We start from the raw sequence: 20,434 nt of genomic DNA on the forward strand, positions 1-20,434 counted from the left end.
CTTCACCCCAACCGAGTGCACTAACTACTTTACCGCCGCAGGCTATGACGCAGACTGATAGGAAAACGCTCTAGTCCGCGAGCCATGGCCAAGCCTTGCTACTGGCGCCAGCCTCATCAGCGGTCGGCTGGAGGGGAACGGCTTGCTCGTCGTCTCCCGCATGAACGAGGGCGGCGTGGTCTTCGCTGACAGGATGGAGGGCGACCGTTTAGACTTCGCCTGGGGCCGCACGCTGCGGATCTCAGTGGCGCGGCAACGCCTCCGTTTCGTGCCGGCGGAGAGGCTTCCACCGGCGCCGCGGCGTTCCGCCGCACCGCCTCAGAACTCTGTCGGCCTGGGCCCTAGGCCGGCCGCATCGCGCCGCACTGCGCCATCCGCAGGGGTTACGGCTAAGCCGCAGGCCGCGCGAACGGTACGGACCGGCCGTGCTCCTAGGCAATGGCGGATCCTCATGGTCGTGGGCATGGCGCTCGCCTTGCTGACCTATGGCTGTGCGCTTCTCACCCCCGCGCCGTCGGAGACACCCGATGCGCTGGATCGGCGGACGATGCCGGCCCCGGAGGTGAAGCGGCCAACTCCATCCAAGCAGGCACCGCAATAGCCCCACCCCAGCCGTTCTCAGCGACCCGAACATAGCATTGCATTCGCAGGCCGGCGTCTCGATCTGGCAAGCATCAGTCCACCGTCGCACCCGAAATCCGCACCGCCTCGGCCCATTTCTCGATCTCGCGGCGGGTGAAGGCTGTGAAGGCCTCGGGCGAAGTGCCGCCATCCGGCAGCAGGCCGGGCGGCATGGCGCCGAGTTCGATAAGCCGTGTACGGAATGCCGGCTCCTTCACGATGGTATCGATTGCGTCGCCGAGCAGCGTCACGATTGGCCTCGGCGTCCGCGCTGGTGCCTGGATGCCGAACCAGGAGGTCGCCTCGAAGCCCGGTAGCCCGCTCTCGGCCACTGTTGGAACTTCGGGCAGCGCTGGTGAGCGCATGGCGGTGGTGACCGCGAGCGGTCGCAGGCGGCCGTCCCGGATATGGCCGATGCAGGAGGGCATGTTGTCGCAGCCGGCACCCAGCCGGCCCGCCATCGCCTCAATCAGCATTGGCCCTGCGCCGCGGAAGGGAACATGCGTCACCGCGATGCCGGTGCGGACCTTCAGCAATTCCATCGACATGTGCAGGCTGCCGCCGCTTCCGGCGCTGCCGTAATTCATCGCACCGGGTCGCGCCCTTGCCATGGCAATGAAGTCCTGCAGCGTCCGGGCCGGGGAATCAGGATGTACGAAGATCACGTTCGGCACCTGCATCAGCAGGCCAACCTCGGCAAAATCCTCCGGTTTTACGGGCATACGCGCGCCGAAGAGCAGGTAATTGATAGCGGCATTGGCGATGTTGGTGACGTAGAGCGTATAGCCGTCCGGCTCGGATCGGGCGACCACCTCGGCAGCAATGTTGCCGGTCGCTCCCGGTCGGTTCTCGACCATGAAAGGCTGGCCGAGGCGGGCCGCTAGGCGTTCGGCGATCAGCCGCCCGGCGATATCGGTGGTGCCGGCAGGCGCATAGCCGACCAGCATGCGCACCGGTCGGGCCGGCCAGGCCTGGGCACGGGCGCCGCTTGAAGCCCAGCCTATGAGAAAGGCAGGCGCGGCCAGCATGTGGCGACGGGAATGCACCATTGTTTCCTCATCTTTTGTGCAAGTATCTCAGTCCAATCGAGGCACTTGAAGCCGATATATTGCATCATGTGGCAAAGCCGGACACTACAATTAACCGAAAACACACAGAGAAGAATGCCATAGCAGTTTAGGCGGGTATAGTAAGACTGACATCATGGCCTGAATGGGGGCCAAATACTACCCGTGAGGCTATTATGAAACTTCACTCAGTCTTGCAGCTTGCTTGAGCATGAGGCAGGCGAAGGCGGCGAGGCGAAAGGTCGGCGAGGGTGCTGGCATATCCCTCGTAGTCCTTCACCAATCGACGGAAGCGGGTGGCCCAGGCAAAGGACTGTTCGACACCAGGCGTCGTGGCAACAGCACGAGGCCACGCTTGGCGTTAGGCAGTTTGACCACTTCCAGCGCAATGCCATGCGCTTTGGTGGCGTCAGCGGTCCTTGGACCGGTGTAGCCCTGGTCGACATAGGCCAGTTCGACGTTCTGGCCGGTGGTGGACTGCATGGCCTGGGACAGCCGTCCAACCTCAGCCCAGTCATCCGTGCCGGCCGGCGTCACATGCACCGCCAGGAGATAGCCCAGCGTGTCAACCACGAGGTGAAGCTTCGAGCCTCGCTTGCGCTTGTTGCCATCATAGCCGGCCTTCGTGCCGCTTCCGGTAAGGAACGGAGGGTGCGGCCGTCTAGGATGGCAGCACTGGGCTGGACCTTGCAGCCGCAGCATGGCGGGCAGATCGTCGGCCAGTGCCTAGAAGTAGCCAGCGTCACGGCGCCCCGGTCTTGATCACATAGCGCAGGCCGTTGAGCAAATCGCGCAGCGCACTCACCTGTCCAGCAGCTTCAGGCAGTAGGGCCGGGTAAATTCAGACCAAAGCCTGTTCATCATCAAAAATGTCAAATATGTAAATATTATAGACATTCATACCTCATAGGCTGCTCATTATTTTGTAAAACGTCCATAATGATCTCTAAAATAGGCCATGTTATTTTCTAAGTATTTTGCCTGTATGGCGGTCATGGCGAGCAGTTTCGGCATTCACGTCCTGACGGAAGAGCAATGTGTGGAGTTGGAGCTGTTGATTGAGGAGGTCCGGCCACACAGCAAGGTGCCGCACACGAACCTCCGGCAGACGATCGAGGTGGTCTTCTGGCGTCATCAGAACGGTGTCAGGTGGCATAGTCCACCGGATGATCTCTGGCCTTGGTGGAAGGCGGCCCAGATCTTCATTCGCTGGGCCCTGCTTCGCCTTCGGGATCACCTGCTCAAGCGGGTACAACTGGTTGGATCGCGCTTAGGATAACATTTATGAATGGCACCAGCATCCGCGTCCCGTCCCAAGTTGGCGAGAGCGAAAAAAGGGGCCAACAGCGCTGAGCATGATCGCCGTGAAGCGCTTGGTCGCTCACGTGGCGGCCACGGCACCAAGGCCTGCATGATCGCCAAGGGCCACGGCCGGGCAGTGTCCTTCGCCATGGCCGCGGGCCGGGCACACGAACTGATAATGGCGCCGGGGCTGATCGACTGCCTGCTGGGTGTTCCAGGTTGGGTGGTCGGCGACCGTGGCTTCGCTTTCAGTGCCTTCCGGGCGCTGATCTGGGCCGGGGCGCGCGTTCGGTGATCCGCCCAAGTGCGGTGATGCACCGGTCGCCTGCCCGACTGGGCCTATTCCAATCGCCGACTACTCGAGAACCTCTGGGGTCAGGAGGCTTTGGGGCTCAGGCGCTTTGGCCACATGTCACCTGGGTCACTTGCGTTCACAGCGCAATATGGTAGACATCCCCCACCGACGGATGCGGGCGTAGCTCAGGGGTAGAGCACAACCTTGCCAAGGTTGGGGTCGAGGGTTCGAATCCCTTCGCCCGCTCCAGTCGGTCTCTTTCCAACCATTCTCCGTCCCGATGACTGATGTCGTGAGGCACAGGTTTCCTGCGGTTTTCCGCGTGGACTTTGATGGTGCAATATCGGAACGAGGCCAGAATTTTCTCTCCGAAGGGCGCATTCTCTTTGGAGGTTGAGGGTAGGGTGATTTTCACCACAAGGTTTAATTGGCTGAAATTGCTAAGCATTGGCTGACGCAGGATGGTCATTAGCTGTGCTGCCGATTGTAGCGATATGGTGGCCCTCATGGCCCTCATGGCCGGCATGGATCCGGCGTTCACCTTCACCGTTGACGACCTGGCCGCAGACCAAGCCCTAAGGTTGCACTGCGCATGCCAAGTCCGAACCTTCCAGCGTCGGGCACTGATCGCACTGGTCGGGCGCGATGCCCGACTGCACCTGATCGGGCTTTGCCGGGAACTATGGTGCTCAAACTGCGGCGAGCCTCCGTTCGTCGGTTCGGTAATGCAGGAGCATACAGGGCAGGCCTAAGTAGAGCGCCAACAGCGCCGGATACGGTGTATGCCGTCAGGGCTTGGCCATCTGCTGCATTGACGCTCGCCTCGCACGATCAATAGGCTTGTCCATGCGGGAGGATACACGATGCGGGCAAGATATTGCGCCGCGACGTTATGGCCGCCGTTTCACTGGCCATTTCGGTGCTGAGTATCGGTTGAGCACGCGCACAAGGCGCTTCGGCGACGAAGGCTGGTGGGAATGAGACTAGCCTGCTGGGCACATGGAAGGTGGTCGGAGCCACGTCCCGTGATGTAAACGGCAAGTCTCTGCCGCAGCCTTACGGTCCCAAAGGTATGGGTCTCGTGACGCTCAACGCGGACGGACGGATGATGGCCGCGCTGTGCGACGGTCGCGCCGACCTGCCGGAAGGCATCCAGCGCGACTATGCCTCATACTGCGGGAACTATACGTTCGACGGCACGACCTTGGTCACCAAGGTCGACGCGTCCTCAGGGGGACGAATTGCCATCGGCAGCGACCAGGTGCGCAAGGTACGATTCGAAGGCAACCGCATGGTGCTCACGCCGCTGCCGGCAGAGATCAACGGCGTGGTGCAGTACCGGGACATCTTTTGGGAACGGATCAGTGTCGAGCCTGCATAGCTGGTTCCGTGCCAGCATTACTCTGCGGCATCCCGGCGCTGCCGGCCGGGACGCGGGAGTTCCAGGCCGAGGTGTCCCGGGATCTCCTGTCACTGGTGCCAGGCATCACCAGCCTGCTCGACGTGACCGCAACCAGTTGCCGGGTCGATGACCTAGCCGATGCCGCTCTCGCCTCCTCGATCCGCTTCATCGAGCTCGACGCAACCGCCTGGACCACCAACACGATCCGGGTCATGGCGCGGAACATCTCGCCAGAGGCGACCATCGATTTGTCGACGAACACGCTGTCTGTGGCGGTGACTTAAGGCCGCCGCCGCAGCGCGCGGCAGCCTCCTGCTGCTGAATAGGGAGTTCTAGCCGTCGAGCGGCCGTAGGCGATAGGGGGCTGCACGATGACCGCGGACGACGTGACGACGAGGCTCGCCGTGCATGAGCCGCTCTGCGCCGAACGCTGGAAGTAGGCGAACAAGCCGCTCCGGCGCATTGGCATCGTGCTGGCGGCCATTGCGGCCCTGCTGCTCGTTGGCAAGGGCAGCGTCATCGCCGTGTTGCACAAAATGCCGAGCGGATAGGCGTGCCCGGCAGTAGGGCAGACCGGGCACGTTCCAACCACGCGGCCGGCTTGGTGGGCACCAGCGGGTTCGCCGCCATCCCCGCTGGCCTTTTGTGGGACTGAGCCTTGTCCCAACACCAACCCTTTGCTGATCCCTTCTGGCTCAGGACCCACTGAACCAATTGTAGCCCTGGTCCTCCCAGTACCCGCCCGGGTAATCATTGGTCACAGTGACCGCCATGATGTGCTTGGGGTTCTTGAAGCCAAGCTTGGTCGGCACGCGCAGCTTCAGCGGAAACCCGTAGGCCACCGGCAGGGGCGATCCCGCATAGTCCAGCGCCAGGATGGTCTGCGGGTGCAGTGCCGTCGCCATGTCGATGCTGCTGGTGTAGCGGTCGGCGCAGCGGAACCCGACGTAGCGTGCCCTTGTGTCCGCGCCGATCCGCTCCAGGAAGTGGCGGAACGGCACGCCGCCCCATTGGCCGATGGCGCTCCATCCCTCAATGCAGATATGGCGGGTGATCTGGCTCACCTGCGGCAGGGCGCGCAGCCGGGGCAGCGGCCAGGGCGCGCGGTCCTGCACCAGCCCCGAGACCTCCAGCGCATAGTCGCTGCCATCGACCTGCGGCGCATCGTCCAGCGGGTAAAAGGCGTTGAACGGGAAGGGATTGGCGATGTCGCGCTGGGTATATTCCGGCGCCAGCCGATGGGGGTTGAACAGGGCCGCCTGCACCCTGTCGTTCCAGTGCGACATCGCCCAGAGCACCTTATCCACCCTGTCCCCGTCCTGCAGGTTGCAGCCCGTGAGCAGGCTCAGCGAGCCCAGCGACAGGCCACCGCGCAGCAACATCCGGCGATCCAGTCGGCGCAGCGCGGGGCCGTGATCGCGCAGGTCGAGACGATTTTTCATGGGGTCTCCTCGGCTGGCGCGCCGCCAGTGATCATGCCGGGCAAGGTGCGCGGCACCAGCGCCACCATCACCAGGTGCAGAATGGCGAAGGCGACGATCCCCGCCATGGCAAGGAAGTGGACCCGCCGCGCGGCCTCGTAGCCGCCCAGCGCTTGGGCGAGCGCCTGCAACTGCACTGGCTTCCAAAGCGCCAGGCCCGAAGCGAGAATCAGTACGCCCAGGAGCAGCACGCCGACATAGCTGGCACGCTGTACGGCATTGTAGCTGCCCGCCCGATGCGCGAGGCGCAGTCGCAGCGCGGCGACGATGTCGGCTAGCATTTCGCGGGGCCGCAAGGGCAGCAGGCGCCGGCGGAAATGCCCGCCCAGCACGCCGTAGAGCCCATAGATCAGGCCATTGCCGACCAGCAGCCACATGATGGCAAGGTGCCAGGCGATGCTGCCGCCGAGCCAGCCGCCCAGCGTCGCCCAGGCCGGAAAGCGGAAGCCGAAAAAGGGCGAGGCGTTGTAAATGCCCCAGCCGCTCATGATCATGCAGACCATGGCGAAGGCGTTGATCCAGTGGGTGATGCGTACCAGCAGCGGATGTCGCATGCGGCGATCTCCTTCGGCGCGACCCCAGGCGTCCGGGGCCGGGCAGGTTCGTTCGGCGTTGAGGCCGCGCCCCTCACATCGGCGGCGTCAGGCCGTCCTTGCCGACCAGGATGAAGGCGGCGGTCACCGCGCCGCTGGCGTCGCGCTGGCCATTCAGCACGATCTTCGCACCCAACGTCAGCGCGGCACGATCCGCGGGCTCTACCATCACGATCGGCACGTCGTCCGGGATCACGACGCGCTTCTCGCCATTACCGTAATTCACCACCATGGTCCGGCCATTGGTGCCGACGAGGTTGCCGACCGTGCCGTTGGTCATGGTGGTGCCCTCGCCGAGATCCCAGGCGAAATGACCCTGGCTCGCGCCGCGCAGCTCCGGCGGGAAGACCGAGACCTCGAGCGCACGCAGGGTGCCGTCGGGCTGCGGCGCGGTGGCCGCGGTGCCGATATAGCTGTTAGGCCGGATATCCTCGATCCGCCCAGCGGCGACCAGCGCCACGCGCAGCTGGGGCGACAGCGCGACGGTCACATGGGCGCCGGCACGGGTGGTCATGGTGATGCCCGTCTCGGTCACGCCATCGAGCATGCCCCGCAGCCGGGCGGCGCCGGCCGTCGGGCGGGGGGCGATTTGCGCCCGGGCAGTACCACGGGCCAGCGCGCGTGCGGCCAGCGTCGCGCCGACCGCAGTCATCAGTATCCGTCGTTGCAAGGGTCTATCCTCATTCTAGGTGTCTGGGCCCATGAACCCCGCGCTGGGGATCTTATTCCCGCTTTTTCCAAACCAACTTCGGAATAAGAGCGCAGCGCCAGCGTCCATCCAGCCATGCATAAGCATCTGGACCGATTAACAAGCTTGGTAAACTTACAGAATCGAGTTTTCTCCGTTCAGTATTGTAAGTTTCTGGCCGGCATTCAGCGCTATTACTGTAATTGGCAGGCAGCGATGGCCTTCGGTCCCTTAAAAGGAGCATTTTGAGACGACCGGAGGCTACCTGGTTGAGGCACGCCGCCATAGTGGACGGCGCAAACGTAAGCGCGACAGATTAGGCGGCCTCGGCTTCGTCACGACATGCCGCACGCCTATGTCGATGACCACCTCGACGCGCAGCAGTGCGCCTAGGTCCACCGTCGCCTGGCGGCTGACCCGCAGTTGCGCCGGCGCCTTCATGACCCGCGGAAGCAGAGGGCAGGCCTGCGGGATGTCCTGACCTTTAAGCTGAAAGAACGGCCGCTCTTCCCTGAGCCTCGCCGCCTTGGCCGTGGCGTGGCTGCACGCGGCCGTCATGAGCTGCTGCGGCCGGTGGCGCATTTGGGCTGCGACGAGCCGCAGCCGTGAGGGGCCGCGCGCCAGGAACGGGATCGATGCCCCCTCTTGCCGACGCGCAGCGGTCATGCCCCTCCCCAACCGCAGGCGATGTTACGTGGCTCGTGCAGCAGGGAGACGCCTCCAGAGGCCGCAATCTCCTTTCCGCATTGCCTCCAGTGCGCCCTGCACGAGCCCAAAGGCGCCCTTACCAAGGAAGCGCTGCGTCGGTTGGCTCTCCGCCTCCACCGGCTGCAGCAAGGCCTGGGCCGCGGTTCAGGGTCTGGCGCTCTGCTCAGTCCTCGTCTTGCCACCTGCGAAGATCCGTCTGGTCATGATAGGCCATGCGGTCCGGCGTAGTGATGAACTCCATCGTCGTGCCCCATGGCATGCGGCAGTAGCAAACCTTGTTTCCTGCGCCTTTCTCGGTCGCATAGGGAATGGCGCGCGGCGCAGTAAGGGGGGTGCCTCCGGCTTTCTCGAAGCGCTCAACCGCTGCGTCGATGTCGTCGGTGTAGACACCGAAGTGCGTGATGCCGAAGTCACTTGCCCGGACCGGCTCGGCCTGGTTGGGGCCGTGCATTTCGAAGAGCTCGATATCGGGTCCGGTGCCGATCTTGACCATCGCCTGCGCACGCACGACCGTTCCGGGAAACGCGCCGACGGCCCGTTCGAAGTCGGGTCCCTGGCGCGGCGGATCCTGCGGTCCGAAGGATTGGTAGATCACCTGGCCGCCGAACGCTTCCACCAGGAACGATTTTGCTGCTTCGATGTCGGGCACGGTGATGCCGATATGATTGACGCCGCGAATGAAGGGTGCAGTCATGGCAGTTTCCTTTGCTATCTACTCGATTTATCGTGCTCGCTGCGGGCGCGATTCACCCGCAGCCTTGCGAGCTGCGCGGCCCACGACGGCGCGGGCGCCGGGTTTCAATCAGGCTTGAGAAACCCGATTAAGGCGTCAGCGACTTCATCCGGCCGCTCGTCCGCGACATAGTGGCTGCACCGCGTGATGGAGCCGCCCGTCACGTTGGCGGCGAACTCTTTGAGCATCGGCACCATTTGCGCGCCGAATCGCTGGTCCCCACCCAGGCCAAGCACCGGTATCTCGAGCGGCTGCTTCTTGTACTCGAGCGCAGCCGCATGATCGGCGGTGAGGCTGCGATACCATTCCATGCCACCACGCGTGCGGCCAGGAAGCGCCATCGCCTTGGCATAGATCTCGATGTCCGCCAGATTAAAGCTGCTGTGATCGTAGAACCGCTCGGCCATGAAGGTCGAAACATAGTCATATTCACGGCCATGAATCAGGCGCTCGGGTAGATCCCGGTTCATGTGGAAGCTGAAGTGCCACAGCCTCGCGGTCGTCGCCTCCCATCCGCTCCAGCCCGGAAGCGGCACGTCCAGGACGGCCAGGTGAGTGACAGCCTGCCTATGGATAGCAGCCTGCGCCAGGGCGACCATTCCACCAATGTCATGTCCGCACACGGCGTAGCGGTCATGCCCAAGGGCAACCATGACTTCGTGCGCGTCACGCGCCATCGTCGCCTTGTCGTAGCCGTCGAACGGACAGTCGGAGAAGCCCGCGCCGCGCAGATCGATGGCCACCACGCTAAAATGCTCTGCCAGCAGCGGCATCACATGGTGCCATTCCCACCATGTTTCCGGCCAGCCGTGAAGCAGAAGGATCGGCGGGCCCGAGCCCCCAGTGACGACGTTGATCTTGATGCCGTTCACCGGCACCAGCTGTTGGGTAAACCTCTGCAGAGTTGCGATCATGATCGCCTTCCAGCCAAATGTTGAGGTTGAAACTGAGCTTGCGGCCAGCGCTCAAGGCTGATCGAAATCGCTGGCGACCGAGACACCACGCCAGGCGTCGATATCGCTGCGGAACGCAGTTAGCTTGCGCTCCGCTGCGGAGTGCGCGGCTCGATGGTGCGGGAGATGAAGCGGGGCGTCTTCCGATTGTTTGCACACGACGTCTCGCCAGCGCCGCCGCGCATCGTCATTTCAGCCATGATCGACCAGTCACTGTCCCCCAGGCCCGCCGAGACGGCTTTGCTGAGTCCCTCGTGGACAGCTTCAAGCATCGGGAGCCTGCGTCCGATCTCGTTGCTGGCCTCTGTCGCCAGGCGCATGTCCTTGAGCGCGAGCTTGGCTTTGAAGCCCGCCTCGAAGGATCGCTCCGTGATCTGCGCGCTGTAGCTCTCATAGGCGCGGCCTGAGAACAGGGTGCCCAGAATGAGTTCGAAGAAATCCACACGGTCGAGGCCGACGCTCTCGGTCAGCACCACACCCTCGGCCATCGCCTCAATCGCCATGGCGATCATCATGTTGCAGGCGAGCTTCGCCGCATTCGCCCGAGCGGGGGTTTCCCCTAGCTTCCAGACCTTCTTGCTGAGGGGAGCGAGCAGAGGTTCGATCGCAGCAACCGCATCCGCCTTCCCAGCCGCCAGGATGTTGAGCTGGCCACGCGCTGCCAAGTTCGGTCGCCCGAGGACGGGTGCGGACACATAGCCAAGGCCCGCCTCCTCGTGCAGCAGCGCCAGTTCCCGCGCGAAAGCGACCGATATGGTCGATGTGACGACATGAGTCAGCCCTGGTTGCGCGCTGGCCAGCAGGCCGGCATCGAGGATCACCTCCCGAATGGCCGAGTCGTCGGACAGCATCGTGAAGACGGCGTCAGCCCGGAATGCGTCCGCCGGAAGCTCGACAAGCGTCACGCCGGGGACGCTATCCTGCGCGACCTTACTCCGGTTCCAGGCCCGCACGTCGTGGCCGGCCTTCACCAGGTTCAGCGCCATAGCCGAGCCCATGCTGCCGAGACCGACAAATCCGATCTGCATGTCCTATTTCCTGTTGTTCAGATGAGAGCTGTGCGCAGGTTCGGACGCGGGCTCCCGGGCGATCGTCAGGCTGAGACCTGGGGCATCAGCGGCCCCGCAATCGACAGGAGCCGATGCGCCGCTTAGAGCGGCTTCACGATGCCGCGCTGCGGTTTGACTGCGGTGACGATGTTGACGTCAGCCATGACCTGGGCGGTCTCCGGCGAACTGAGCGCCGCTTCCATGGAGGCCTCGTCGCAGAAGTTGACGATACCAACTGCGATGAGCCCGGCGCCCGCACCCTGCGGAAAGAACCCGCCGGCGCTGAGCAGTCCATAAGGCCCCCAGCTTTCCCGCACGAGCGGGAAGTGCAAATTGATCCAATGGTCGCGGTCGAACGGCGTTTGCTCATCGCCCGCATAGGTCACCAGCATCGTGATCATCATCGAAATCCTCATTTGCAAGCGTAGGCGTGGTCCAGTGCATTCTGTAATCGGTCTGGAAGATCTCCCTGTTCAATCCGGACGAGCTTTCTTTGGGTCCTGCAGCCAAGATCGCGTTCCCTAATCCAAGCCACCTCCCCATGGGGCCGGCGTATCCATGGGATGACACGCCGCCAGACGATGGCGGTAATCTAGGAGCTTCGATTTGTGCTTCGACTTACGTAGTTGTACTTTCGCTGTTCAGTTTTGTGCGGGTGGCTGCAGTGGAATGGAGTGACGTCAGGATCTTTCTTGCCATTGCGCGAAACGGCACGCTGGGCGGCGCCGCGCGATCTCTTCAAACGAGCCATCCAACCGTCGGCAGGCGCCTTCGCGCACTCGAGGAGGCGATCGGTCACACGCTCTTCCAGCGCACAGCGGACGGTCTTGTTCTGACCGATGAGGGGCACGGAATCATCGCGCTGGCCGAGCAAATGGAAGAAGGCGCGCTGGCCATGGAGCGCCGGCTTTCTGGGCAGGAACAGAGTCTCAAAGGCAATCTGCGTATTTCGTCAACGGACTGGTTTGGGGCCTATGTTCTGCCGCCTATTCTGGCGGACTTCTCGAACGCCTACCCCAATGTCGACGTCGAAATTTTGACCGGCACGCGCCGCTTCAGTCTCGCCCAGCGGGAGGCCGACGTCGCTTTTCGGACCGTTCCGTTTGACACTGCCGATGTCGTTCAGCGGCGGCTCTTCAGGCTCGAGTACGGCGTTTACATTGCTGAAGAAGCAACTGATCCCAAGTATGGCGATGGGACTGGCTTCCGGCTGATCACCCCATCCACGCGCCACTTCCCTGACATCGCATGGCTCATCGAGGGCTTCCCCAACGCACGACCGCTCCTGCGATCGAACAACCGCAACGTTCAGGGGCGCATGTGCAGGCAAGGCGTCGGCATCGCTGTTCTGCCCCGCGTGGTCGGCAATCAGATCCCGGGTATCCGCAGACTGGAACTGCCGACGTTGCCGCCGGGCCGAGACGTTTGGATGGGATACCACCGTGACCTACGGCGTCTTGAGCGTCTTCGTGCGTTCATCTCGACGATATCGGACCATCTCGTGAATGCAACCGCATGAATGCCGGAAGTCACGCTGCGCAGCCGCTGCGGCACCGATGCCGCGGCTGCCGTCGCCGACGAACACATGGCTATTAGAAATATCGTTGTGCTTGTTATTCGATAGAGAACAGAACTTGGTTGGCGGGTGCCGTTCGCACGCCGCGTTGTCCAAGAGACACCCGGTGCGATCAGAGCGGAGTGCCCACGGTCCGAGACACGGTTGCATCCGTGAAGCGGGGAACGTCGGCCATCACGGCCTCCGTTTCGGCCGATGCGAGTGCCGCGTGCAGTGCTTTCTCATCGCGGAACCGGTAGATGCCCACGGAAACATCAGCGGCGTTGGCGTCACGTGGGAAGAAGGCGGAGGCGTTCTCCAGCCCGTACCGCTGCCAGCACGCAAGCGCCAAGGGCAGGTGGACGTCGACGTAATGGTCGCGATCGAAGTAGGTGCCGCCGCTGCACGTGACGATCAATGTTGCATATGCCATGGGCGAGCATTTGGACCGATTAACAACGATCGTAAGCTTACAGGATTGAATCCTCTCCGTTCAGTCTTGTAAGTGGGGCACTGGCCGTTCGCGGGGTGTGGTGGTAGTGGTCGACCAAGGGTCGCGCGCAGCCAGGCTCCGATTAGCCCAGCCAGCCAGTGCGCTACATCAACATCTTTCCGCCCGGTGGCGCAACGGATACGCTGTCGCGGCTCTACTGCGCGAAGATGAGCGAGCTTACCGGCCAGCAGTTCGTCGTCGAGAACCGCAGCGGATCCGGCGGGAATGTCGGCGTGGACGCGATCGCCAGGTCGCGGCCCGACGGGTACACCATCGGCTTGGCCAGCATTGCCGCCCATGCGATCGCGCCGACCTTCTATGCCAGCCTGCCCTTCAATGCCGCGAAGGACTTCTCCTTCATCTCCGGCCTCTGGCAGCTGCCGAACCTGCTGGTGGTAAACAACGACCTGCCGGCGCGGAGCGTGCCCGAGCTGATCGCGCTGCTGAAGGCGAATCCCGGCAAATACGCCTATGGCTCCTCCGGCATGGGCACGACGCCGCACCTTTCGGGCGAGATGCTGAAGCAGATGATCGGGACGGACATGCTGCACGTGCCCTATCGGGGTGGCGCACCGGCCCTGCTCGACCTGCTCGGCGGACGCGTGCAGCTGATCATGGACAACATCCCTGGGCTCCTGCCGACCGCCCGCGAGGGCAGGATCCGGGCGCTGGCCGTCACCGGCCCAGAGCGCAGTCCGGCGGCGCCGGAGATTCCGACCATGGCGGAGTTTCTGCCAGGGTTCGAGATCACCTCCTGGGGGGCCGTCTGCGCACCCGCCGGCATACCGGGGCCGGTGGTGGCGCGGCACTCGGCGTTTGCGAAGCAGGCACTGGAGCATCCCGACCTGGTGCGCAGCTTCCGCGAGCTTGGTGCGGCGCCATGGTGGACGACGCCGGAAGAGCTCGCCGCATTCCGTGCCCGCGAGGAAGCCCGTCTAGCACCCTTGATCCGCGCAAGCGGCGCACGGGTGGACTGAGGACCCCTTGGCAAAGGCCTGACGGCTGGTCCGCACGTTTGACCCCTGCCTCCAGCATGCGATGCTCCCCCGCAAGGGAGGATGACGATGCGCGAAAAGCGTTTCGATGTGGTCGTGGCCGGCTGCGGCGTGGCCGGGCTGTCCGCCGCGGTGGCCGCCGCCGAGGCCGGGGCGCGGGTCGTCGTGCTCGAACGGGCGCCGCCGGCCGAGCGCGGCGGCCAGAGTCGCTACACCGAAGCCTATCTCCGGATGCAGAGCGAGACCGAGGTCACCGATGACTTCGAGACCCATCTCGCCGAGAACAGCAGCGGCATCCTCGACCCCGACATCATCGCCGAGAGCGCCCGGCCGCCGGGCGAGCGCGCCGCCTATGCCGCTGCCATCTCGATGGCCGAGCCCGGCTTCATCGCCACCTTCGCCGACCAAGGCCGGCCCGACCATCGCCTGGCTCAAGGGGTTCGGCCTGCGGTTCGACTTCCTGCCCACGCAGTTCCTGACCAAGTCGCAGCCGCGGCTGCTGCCGGTTGGCGGCGGCCTCGCGCTGGTCGAAGGGCTGGCGGCGCGGGCGGAGGCGCTGGGCGTCGAGATCCTCTATGAGACGACCGCCGAGCGGCTCGAGCAGGATGCCGATGGCCGCGTCACCGGCCTGCTCGCCCGCAGCCGCGCCGAGGGACGGCTCAGCCTGCAGGGCCGGGTGGTGCTTGCCTGCGGCGGCTTCGAGGGCAATGCCGAGATACTGACCCGCTACATCGGTCCCCGCGCCGCCTTCCTGCGCCCCATCTGCAAGGGCGGCTACTTCAACCGCGGCGAGGGCATCCGCATGGCGCTCGAGGCCGGCGCCGCCACCGCCGGCGACTTCGGCAGCTACCATGCCGAGCCGATCGACCCGCGCTCCGGCGTCTCGGAACCCTCCGTCTTCGTCTTCCCCTACGGCGTGCTGGTTAACAAGGATGGCCGCCGCTTCACCGACGAGGCGCCGGGCACCGTCGACGCCCACTACGAGAGCGTCACCCGGCGGATCTTCGAGCAGCGCGACGGCATCGCCTATGTGGTGCTGGACGCGAAGCACCAGCGGGTGCCCAACGTCCGTCTCGCCATCCGCACCGACAAGGCGCCCATCGTCGCCGATAGCCCGGAGGCGTTGGCCGGAAAGCTCGGCCTGCCGGCGGCGGCGCTGAGCGAGACCCTGCGGCGCTACAACGCCGCCTGCCGTCCAGGCGCCTGGAAGCCGCTCGAGCTCGACGGCCTGGCGACGGCGGGGCTCGACCCGCCGAAATCGAACTGGGCACTGCCGGTCGACGAGGCGCCCTTCCACGCCTATCCCATCATGTCGGCCAACGTATTCACCTTCGGAGGGCTGAAGGTGGACAGCGACGCCCGGGTGCTGGACGGCGACGGAAGGCCGATCGCCGGCCTCTATGCCGCCGGCGAGATCATCGGCACCTACTACCGCACCTATACCGGGGCGACCTCGGTGCTGAAGGGCTTGGTCTTCGGCCGGCTGGGGGGCGCCCATGCGGCGCGGCGCGACAATGCGGCCTGACCACGTCCCGGCCCAAGGGGGGCGCTAGCCATGCGGATCTGGCATCAGAGCTTCAGCGACCTCGACCGCGCGCCGCTCTATCGCGCGACGCTGGCCCGCCATGCCGCGGCGGTGCTGCCGCCGGGCGACGCGGTGGTGCTGCACGGGCTGCGGCCCGGCACCTATGGCGCCGACTTTGCGCCGATCCATGCGATCCGCCACCGTTACCTGGAATATCTGAACGAGGCGCAGGTCATCGAGGCGGCGCTGGCGGCGGAGCGGGCGGGCTACGACGCCTTCGCCCTCGGCTGCTTCTACGACCCGGCGCTGACGGCGGTCCGGTCGCTGGTGGATATCCCCTGCGTCGGCCTGTCGGAGACCTGCATGCTGGCCGCCTGCTCGCTCGGCCAGCGCTTCGGGATGGTCTCGCTGGAGGCGAGCCAGCGCGCCCAGCATGAGGAGCAGGCTGCGGCCTATGGCCTGCGCGAGCGGCTGGCCGGTGTGGTCGCGATGCAGCCGCCGATCGACGAATACAGCCTTGAGGGCGACGACGACGCCACCCTGCCCCTGCTCGATGGATTCCACGACGCCTGCCGCCGGCTGGTCGGCATGGGCGCCGAGGTGATCATCCCCGGCGACGGCTTCCTCAATGAATTCGTCTGGCGGCATGGGCTGCGCGCGAGCCACGGGGCGGTGGTCATGGATTCGCTCGGCACGCTGTTCCGCTATGCCCAGTTCATGGCGGGTGCGCGGGCCGCGATCGGGCTGCAGGTCAGCCGCGCCGGCCGCTACGCCCGGCCACCCGCGGCGATGCTGGCTGAGGCCCGGGCGGCGGCGGGCGCCACCGCCATGACCGAGGACAGTTTTTCGGGCGACGCAGATCGCCGCTGAACAGTGGGAAGGATACCAGGCATGCGACGTGCATTTCTCATCATGGCGCTGCTGGCGGCCGGGCTGCCCGCCGCCGCGCAGACCCCGCCCGCCGCCCGGCGGGAGGCGATCCGCATCGGCATCATGAGCGACCTCTCCGGCAGCTTCGCTGATGTCGCCGGCCCGGGCTCGGTGGTTGCGGCACAGCTGGCGGCGCAGGACTTTGGCGGCCGCGCGGCGGGCGTGCCGGTGCAGATCATCTCGGGCGACCACCAGAACAGGGCCGATACCGGCTCGGCAATCGCCCGCCGCTGGTTCGACACGGATGGCGTCGATGCCATCGTCGACCTCCCGAACTCCGCGGTCGCACTCGCGGTCGGCGAGGTCGCACGGAACGCCAACCGCGTCGCCCTGGTGACGGCGGCGGTGTCGAGCCGCCTCTCCGGTGACCTCTGCTCCCCCAATACCATCCACTACTCGCTCGATACCTGGTCGATGTCGAACGTGCCGAGCCGGGCTCTGGTGCAGCAGGGCGGCGATACCTGGTTTTACGTCACCGCCGACTACGCCTTCGGCCACGACCTCGAGAAGCAGTCCAGCGAGGCCGTGACGCGGGCCGGCGGACGGGTCCTCGGCGCGGTCCGGCATCCGCTCGGCACCACCGACTTCTCCTCGGTGCTGCTGCAGGCGCAGGCCTCGCGCGCCTCGGTGGTGGCGCTGTCCAATTCTCAGGCGGACTTTATCAACAGCATGAAGCAGGCCTCGGAATTCGGCCTGTCCCGCCGCGGCCAGCGGGTGGTCGGGCTGGCGGTCTATATCTCGGACATCGTCTCGCTCGGTCTGGAGGCGACGCAGGATGCCGTCGTGGTCGGCAATTGGTACTGGGACCTGAACGAGGGCAGCCGTAGCTTCGGCCGCCGCTTTGCCGAGCGCATGGGCGGCCGGATGCCGACCGACCTGCAGGCCAATGTCTACGCCGCGGTGACCCACTACCTGAAGGCGGTGGAGGCGCTGGGGCAATCGACCGACGGGAGGGCCGTCGTCGCGCGCATGAAGGCGACGCCGACCGACGACCCGGTCTTCGGCCAGGGCGAGATCCGTGCCGATGGCCGCCGCATCAGCCCGGTCTACGTCTTCCAGGTCAAGGCGCCGGCCGCATCCACCGGCCGCTATGACGTCTATCGCCTGGTCCGGGAGGTGCCGATCGAGGAATCCTATCGGCCGATCGCCCAGGGCGGTTGCCCGATGGCGTTGCGCGGCGGGTGAGCGCCGGGGCCGCCATGGCCCTGCCGGAGCTAGTGGGGATGCCGCACGCCACGTCACCTTCGCATGCGACATCAGCGTGCAAGGCGCGATCCGCGCCTTGCCGCAGCGGGGGATCGCTGCACCGTTCGCATCGGCCGGATTGGATGTCAGGTTCGGCCGCGGCCATGCTTGGTCAGTGGATCGAGCCAGCACCGGCGTTCACGCCAATCGTTTCTGTTGGGCCCTATTGAGACGATGGAATGCCACTCGTCGAAGTTGGCGTGCTGGCCCTCCACCGGCCGAGCCTGGCCTTGGGTGTAGGTCGATTGAATTGATCAATAACTGTGATCGAAAAAAATCGCTTCCCCTACCCTGTGAGCCGCTTCTAGCCTCCCAATAATTCCTGAGGGAGGACCACTATAATGGACACCAACCAACCGGACGGTCCACTGGGCTGCCCGATGAAGAAGTCGACCGCGATGCGGTCTCTTTTGGGGCGCACCAACCGCGATTGGTGGCCGAACCATCTTTCGCTCGACATGCTGCACCAGAAGGGGCTCACCGGGAATCCGATGGGCGACGACTTCGATTATGCGAAGGAATTCCGGTCGCTCGACTACGCCGCGGTGAAGCGGGACCTTCATGCGCTGATGACCGACAGCCAGCCCTGGTGGCCGGCCGACTATGGTCATTACGGCGCATTCTTCATCCGCATGGCCTGGCACAGCGCCGGCACCTATCGCACGGGCGACGGCCGTGGCGGCTCGTCGTCGGGTTCGCAGCGCTTCGCACCACTGAACAGTTGGCCGGACAACGCCAATCTCGACAAGGCGCGCCGCCTGCTCTGGCCGATCAAGCAGAAGTACGGCCGCAAGCTGTCCTGGGCCGACTTGATGATCATGGCCGGCAATGTCGCCATCGAATCCATGGGCGGGCCGGTCTTCGGCTTCGGCGGCGGGCGCGAGGATCTCTTCGAGCCAGAGAAGGACATCTACTGGGGCACCGAGGAGCAGTGGCTCGGCGATACCCGGATCACCGAGGAGAAGGTGCTCGAAAGCCCGCTCGCGGCCATCCAGATGGGCCTCATCTACGTCAATCCGGAAGGCCCGGGCGGCGTGCCCGATGCGGCCGGTTCGGCGCGCGATATCCGCGAGACCTTCGCCCGCATGGGCATGAACGACGAGGAGACCGTCGCGCTGACCGCCGGCGGCCACACCTTCGGCAAATGCCACGGCGCGGGGGATGCGGGGAAGGTGGGTGCGGAGCCCGAGGGCGCCGACATCGCGCAGCAGGGCCTCGGGTGGCAAAGCGGCCACGAGACCGGGATCGGCGACCACACCATCACCAGCGGTCTCGAGGGGTCCTGGACGCCGAACCCCATTCGCTGGGACGGCGGCTACTTCCACATGCTGCTGGACTACGACTACGAACTGGTCACCAGCCCGGCCGGCGCGAAGCAGTGGCAGCCGAAGAACCAGAAGCCCGATGATATGGCGCCAGGCGCGCATAGCCCCGATCGGCGCGTGCCGACGATGATGACGACCGCCGACATGGCGATGAAGGTCGATCCGCGCTACCGGGCGATCTCGGAGCGGTTCCGCGACCATCCAGATCAGTTCGCCGACTCATTCGCCCGTGCCTGGTTCAAACTATGCCACCGCGACATGGGCCCCAAGGCACGCTATCTCGGACCCGAGGTTCCGGCCGAGGATCTGATCTGGCAGGATCCGATCCCGAAGGCGGATTATCCGTCGATCGACGCCCGCGATGTGGCCGGCCTGAAAGCGAAGATCCTGGCGTCCGGTCTGACCGTGGCCGAGTTGGTGGCGACCGCCTGGGCATCGGCCTCGACCTACCGCGGTTCGGACCATCGGGGCGGCGCCAATGGCGGCCGCATCCGGCTCGCCCCGCAGAAGGATTGGGACGTGAACGAGCCGGAGCGGCTCGCCAGGGTCTTGTCGGTGTACGAGGGCCTGAAGTCTGAGTTCGATGGCGCGGCCTCGGGCGGAAAGAAGGTCTCGATTGCCGACCTCATCGTGCTCGGCGGCTCGGCGGCGGTCGAGAAGGCGGCGAAGGATGCGGGCTATGACATCGCCGTGCCCTTCACGCCGGGCCGCACCGACGCATCGGCCGAGCAGACCGATGTGGAGAACTTCATGCCGCTCGAACCGAGGGCCGATGGCTTCCGCAACTACCTGCAGGTTGCCTTCAACGTGCCCACCGAGGAGCTGCTACTCGATCGTGCCCAGCTTCTCACGCTGAGCGCGCCGGAGATGACGGTTCTCGTCGGTGGGCTGCGCGTCCTCGGCGCCAATCATCGCGGGCAGCAGGAAGGCGTGCTCACGGAGCGTCCAGGCCAGCTCACCAACGACTACTTCGTCAATCTTCTGGACATGGGCACGGCGTGGAAGATGGTGGACGGGCATGCCGACGAGGTCTTCGTCGGCACCTGCCGCAAGACCGATCAGCAGAAGTGGACGGCGACGCGGACCGACCTCGTTTTCGGCTCCAACTCGCAGCTTCGGGCGCTCTCCGAAGTGTATGCGGCGGCTGATGCAGGGCGGAAGTTCGTCGAGGACTTCGTCGCGGCCTGGACAAAGGTCATGAACGCCGACCGCTTCGATCTCGCCCAAGCCTAACGCCTGATGCTTGGTCTCGGGTTGGCCAGTCCCGGCCGCGGTGCCTCGGCACCGCGGCGGGTGACGTCATCGGAGATGGATGGTCATGCATCGGAGGGATGTCGATCAGCTGGGCTCCGGACGGGCCTACTGGGTACCGGTTGTCGTCTCCCCCCAGCGGGACTGGGCGGGAGCGCCGGGCTGCCATCGAGGGGCTCGATTCCTGGTGAACAGCGCCACGTTACGTGTCAGCAGAAGCGAG

The 20,434-nt window shown here is 65.0% G+C and carries 20 protein-coding genes, 1 tRNA gene and 1 pseudogene; 11 read left to right on the forward strand and 11 right to left on the reverse strand.

Annotation, left to right across the window (positions count from 1 at the left end):
• Positions 1–674 precede the first annotated feature (674 nt).
• The gene (locus AC0IW9_RS27840) at positions 675–1,670 is read right to left on the reverse strand and encodes a Bug family tripartite tricarboxylate transporter substrate binding protein (RefSeq protein WP_471651561.1); all 996 of its coding nucleotides are present in this window, start codon (positions 1,668–1,670) and stop codon (positions 675–677) included.
• A gap of 192 nt (positions 1,671–1,862) precedes the next feature.
• Positions 1,863–2,589, reverse strand: a pseudogene (locus tag AC0IW9_RS27845) (transposase).
• Positions 2,590–2,976: 387 nt separating this feature from the next.
• Here AC0IW9_RS27845 and AC0IW9_RS27850 point away from each other — a divergent pair.
• The 4 genes from AC0IW9_RS27850 to AC0IW9_RS27865 all read left to right on the forward strand — a co-directional run bounded on the left by AC0IW9_RS27850 (position 2,977) and on the right by AC0IW9_RS27865 (position 4,971).
• Complete coding sequence (locus AC0IW9_RS27850) at positions 2,977–3,285, forward strand: hypothetical protein (RefSeq protein ID WP_471651562.1); 309 nt, start codon at positions 2,977–2,979, stop codon at positions 3,283–3,285.
• Positions 3,286–3,459: 174 nt separating this feature from the next.
• A tRNA-Gly gene (locus AC0IW9_RS27855) sits at positions 3,460–3,534 on the forward strand.
• A 757-nt stretch (positions 3,535–4,291) separates the two neighbouring features.
• The gene (locus tag AC0IW9_RS27860; RefSeq protein WP_471651563.1) at positions 4,292–4,666 is read left to right on the forward strand and encodes a lipocalin-like domain-containing protein; all 375 of its coding nucleotides are present in this window, start codon (positions 4,292–4,294) and stop codon (positions 4,664–4,666) included.
• An 8-nt stretch (positions 4,667–4,674) separates the two neighbouring features.
• The gene (locus AC0IW9_RS27865) at positions 4,675–4,971 is read left to right on the forward strand and encodes a hypothetical protein (protein WP_471651564.1); all 297 of its coding nucleotides are present in this window, start codon (positions 4,675–4,677) and stop codon (positions 4,969–4,971) included.
• 411 nt (positions 4,972–5,382) lie between these two features.
• Here AC0IW9_RS27865 and AC0IW9_RS27870 read toward each other — a convergent pair whose 3' ends face one another.
• The 8 genes from AC0IW9_RS27870 to AC0IW9_RS27905 all read right to left on the reverse strand — a co-directional run bounded on the left by AC0IW9_RS27870 (position 5,383) and on the right by AC0IW9_RS27905 (position 11,296).
• The gene (locus AC0IW9_RS27870; RefSeq protein WP_471651565.1) at positions 5,383–6,129 is read right to left on the reverse strand and encodes a molybdopterin-dependent oxidoreductase; all 747 of its coding nucleotides are present in this window, start codon (positions 6,127–6,129) and stop codon (positions 5,383–5,385) included.
• Complete coding sequence (locus AC0IW9_RS27875; RefSeq protein WP_471651566.1) at positions 6,126–6,722, reverse strand: cytochrome b/b6 domain-containing protein; 597 nt, start codon at positions 6,720–6,722, stop codon at positions 6,126–6,128. Before AC0IW9_RS27875 ends, AC0IW9_RS27870 begins: the two co-directional genes overlap by 4 nt.
• A gap of 73 nt (positions 6,723–6,795) precedes the next feature.
• Entirely contained in the window at positions 6,796–7,431 is a 636-nt protein-coding gene (locus AC0IW9_RS27880; protein WP_471651567.1) for a hypothetical protein, read from the reverse strand.
• Positions 7,432–7,710: 279 nt separating this feature from the next.
• The gene (locus AC0IW9_RS27885; protein WP_471651568.1) at positions 7,711–8,115 is read right to left on the reverse strand and encodes a hypothetical protein; all 405 of its coding nucleotides are present in this window, start codon (positions 8,113–8,115) and stop codon (positions 7,711–7,713) included.
• A 205-nt stretch (positions 8,116–8,320) separates the two neighbouring features.
• Positions 8,321–8,851: a VOC family protein gene (locus AC0IW9_RS27890; protein ID WP_471651569.1), complete on the reverse strand. Its 531-nt coding sequence runs from the start codon at positions 8,849–8,851 to the stop codon at positions 8,321–8,323.
• A 104-nt stretch (positions 8,852–8,955) separates the two neighbouring features.
• Entirely contained in the window at positions 8,956–9,804 is an 849-nt protein-coding gene (locus AC0IW9_RS27895) for an alpha/beta fold hydrolase (RefSeq protein ID WP_471651570.1), read from the reverse strand.
• A 119-nt stretch (positions 9,805–9,923) separates the two neighbouring features.
• Positions 9,924–10,871: an NAD(P)-dependent oxidoreductase gene (locus AC0IW9_RS27900; RefSeq protein WP_471651571.1), complete on the reverse strand. Its 948-nt coding sequence runs from the start codon at positions 10,869–10,871 to the stop codon at positions 9,924–9,926.
• 122 nt (positions 10,872–10,993) lie between these two features.
• Positions 10,994–11,296, reverse strand: a complete 303-nt coding sequence (locus AC0IW9_RS27905) for an EthD family reductase (RefSeq protein WP_471651572.1) — start codon at positions 11,294–11,296, stop codon at positions 10,994–10,996.
• A 260-nt stretch (positions 11,297–11,556) separates the two neighbouring features.
• Here AC0IW9_RS27905 and AC0IW9_RS27910 point away from each other — a divergent pair, with 260 nt between their 5' ends.
• Complete coding sequence (locus AC0IW9_RS27910) at positions 11,557–12,411, forward strand: LysR family transcriptional regulator (RefSeq protein WP_471651573.1); 855 nt, start codon at positions 11,557–11,559, stop codon at positions 12,409–12,411.
• A gap of 169 nt (positions 12,412–12,580) precedes the next feature.
• Here AC0IW9_RS27910 and AC0IW9_RS27915 read toward each other — a convergent pair whose 3' ends face one another.
• Positions 12,581–12,865 carry an EthD family reductase gene (locus AC0IW9_RS27915; RefSeq protein WP_471651574.1) on the reverse strand — a complete coding sequence of 95 codons (285 nt, stop codon included), beginning with the start codon at positions 12,863–12,865 and terminating at the stop codon, positions 12,581–12,583.
• Positions 12,866–13,038: 173 nt separating this feature from the next.
• Here AC0IW9_RS27915 and AC0IW9_RS27920 point away from each other — a divergent pair, with 173 nt between their 5' ends.
• From AC0IW9_RS27920 to katG, 6 genes are all read left to right on the forward strand, one after another.
• Complete coding sequence (locus AC0IW9_RS27920; RefSeq protein WP_471651575.1) at positions 13,039–13,917, forward strand: Bug family tripartite tricarboxylate transporter substrate binding protein; 879 nt, start codon at positions 13,039–13,041, stop codon at positions 13,915–13,917.
• An 87-nt stretch (positions 13,918–14,004) separates the two neighbouring features.
• Entirely contained in the window at positions 14,005–14,514 is a 510-nt protein-coding gene (locus tag AC0IW9_RS27925; RefSeq protein ID WP_471651584.1) for an FAD-dependent oxidoreductase, read from the forward strand.
• Positions 14,435–15,460 (forward strand): FAD-dependent oxidoreductase, encoded by a 1,026-nt coding sequence (locus tag AC0IW9_RS27930; protein WP_471651585.1) that lies wholly within the window; start codon positions 14,435–14,437, stop codon positions 15,458–15,460. The genes AC0IW9_RS27925 and AC0IW9_RS27930 overlap by 80 nt, the downstream gene beginning before the upstream one ends.
• A gap of 30 nt (positions 15,461–15,490) precedes the next feature.
• A complete protein-coding gene (locus AC0IW9_RS27935; protein ID WP_471651576.1) occupies positions 15,491–16,330 on the forward strand; it encodes an aspartate/glutamate racemase family protein in 840 nt (279 codons plus the stop codon).
• Positions 16,331–16,351: 21 nt separating this feature from the next.
• A complete protein-coding gene (locus AC0IW9_RS27940) occupies positions 16,352–17,575 on the forward strand; it encodes an ABC transporter substrate-binding protein (protein WP_471651577.1) in 1,224 nt (407 codons plus the stop codon).
• A 401-nt stretch (positions 17,576–17,976) separates the two neighbouring features.
• Positions 17,977–20,193, forward strand: a complete 2,217-nt coding sequence (katG, locus tag AC0IW9_RS27945) for a catalase/peroxidase HPI (RefSeq protein ID WP_471651578.1) — start codon at positions 17,977–17,979, stop codon at positions 20,191–20,193.
• Positions 20,194–20,434 lie beyond the last annotated feature (241 nt).

The organism is Belnapia sp. AC561 (assembly GCF_979252845.1).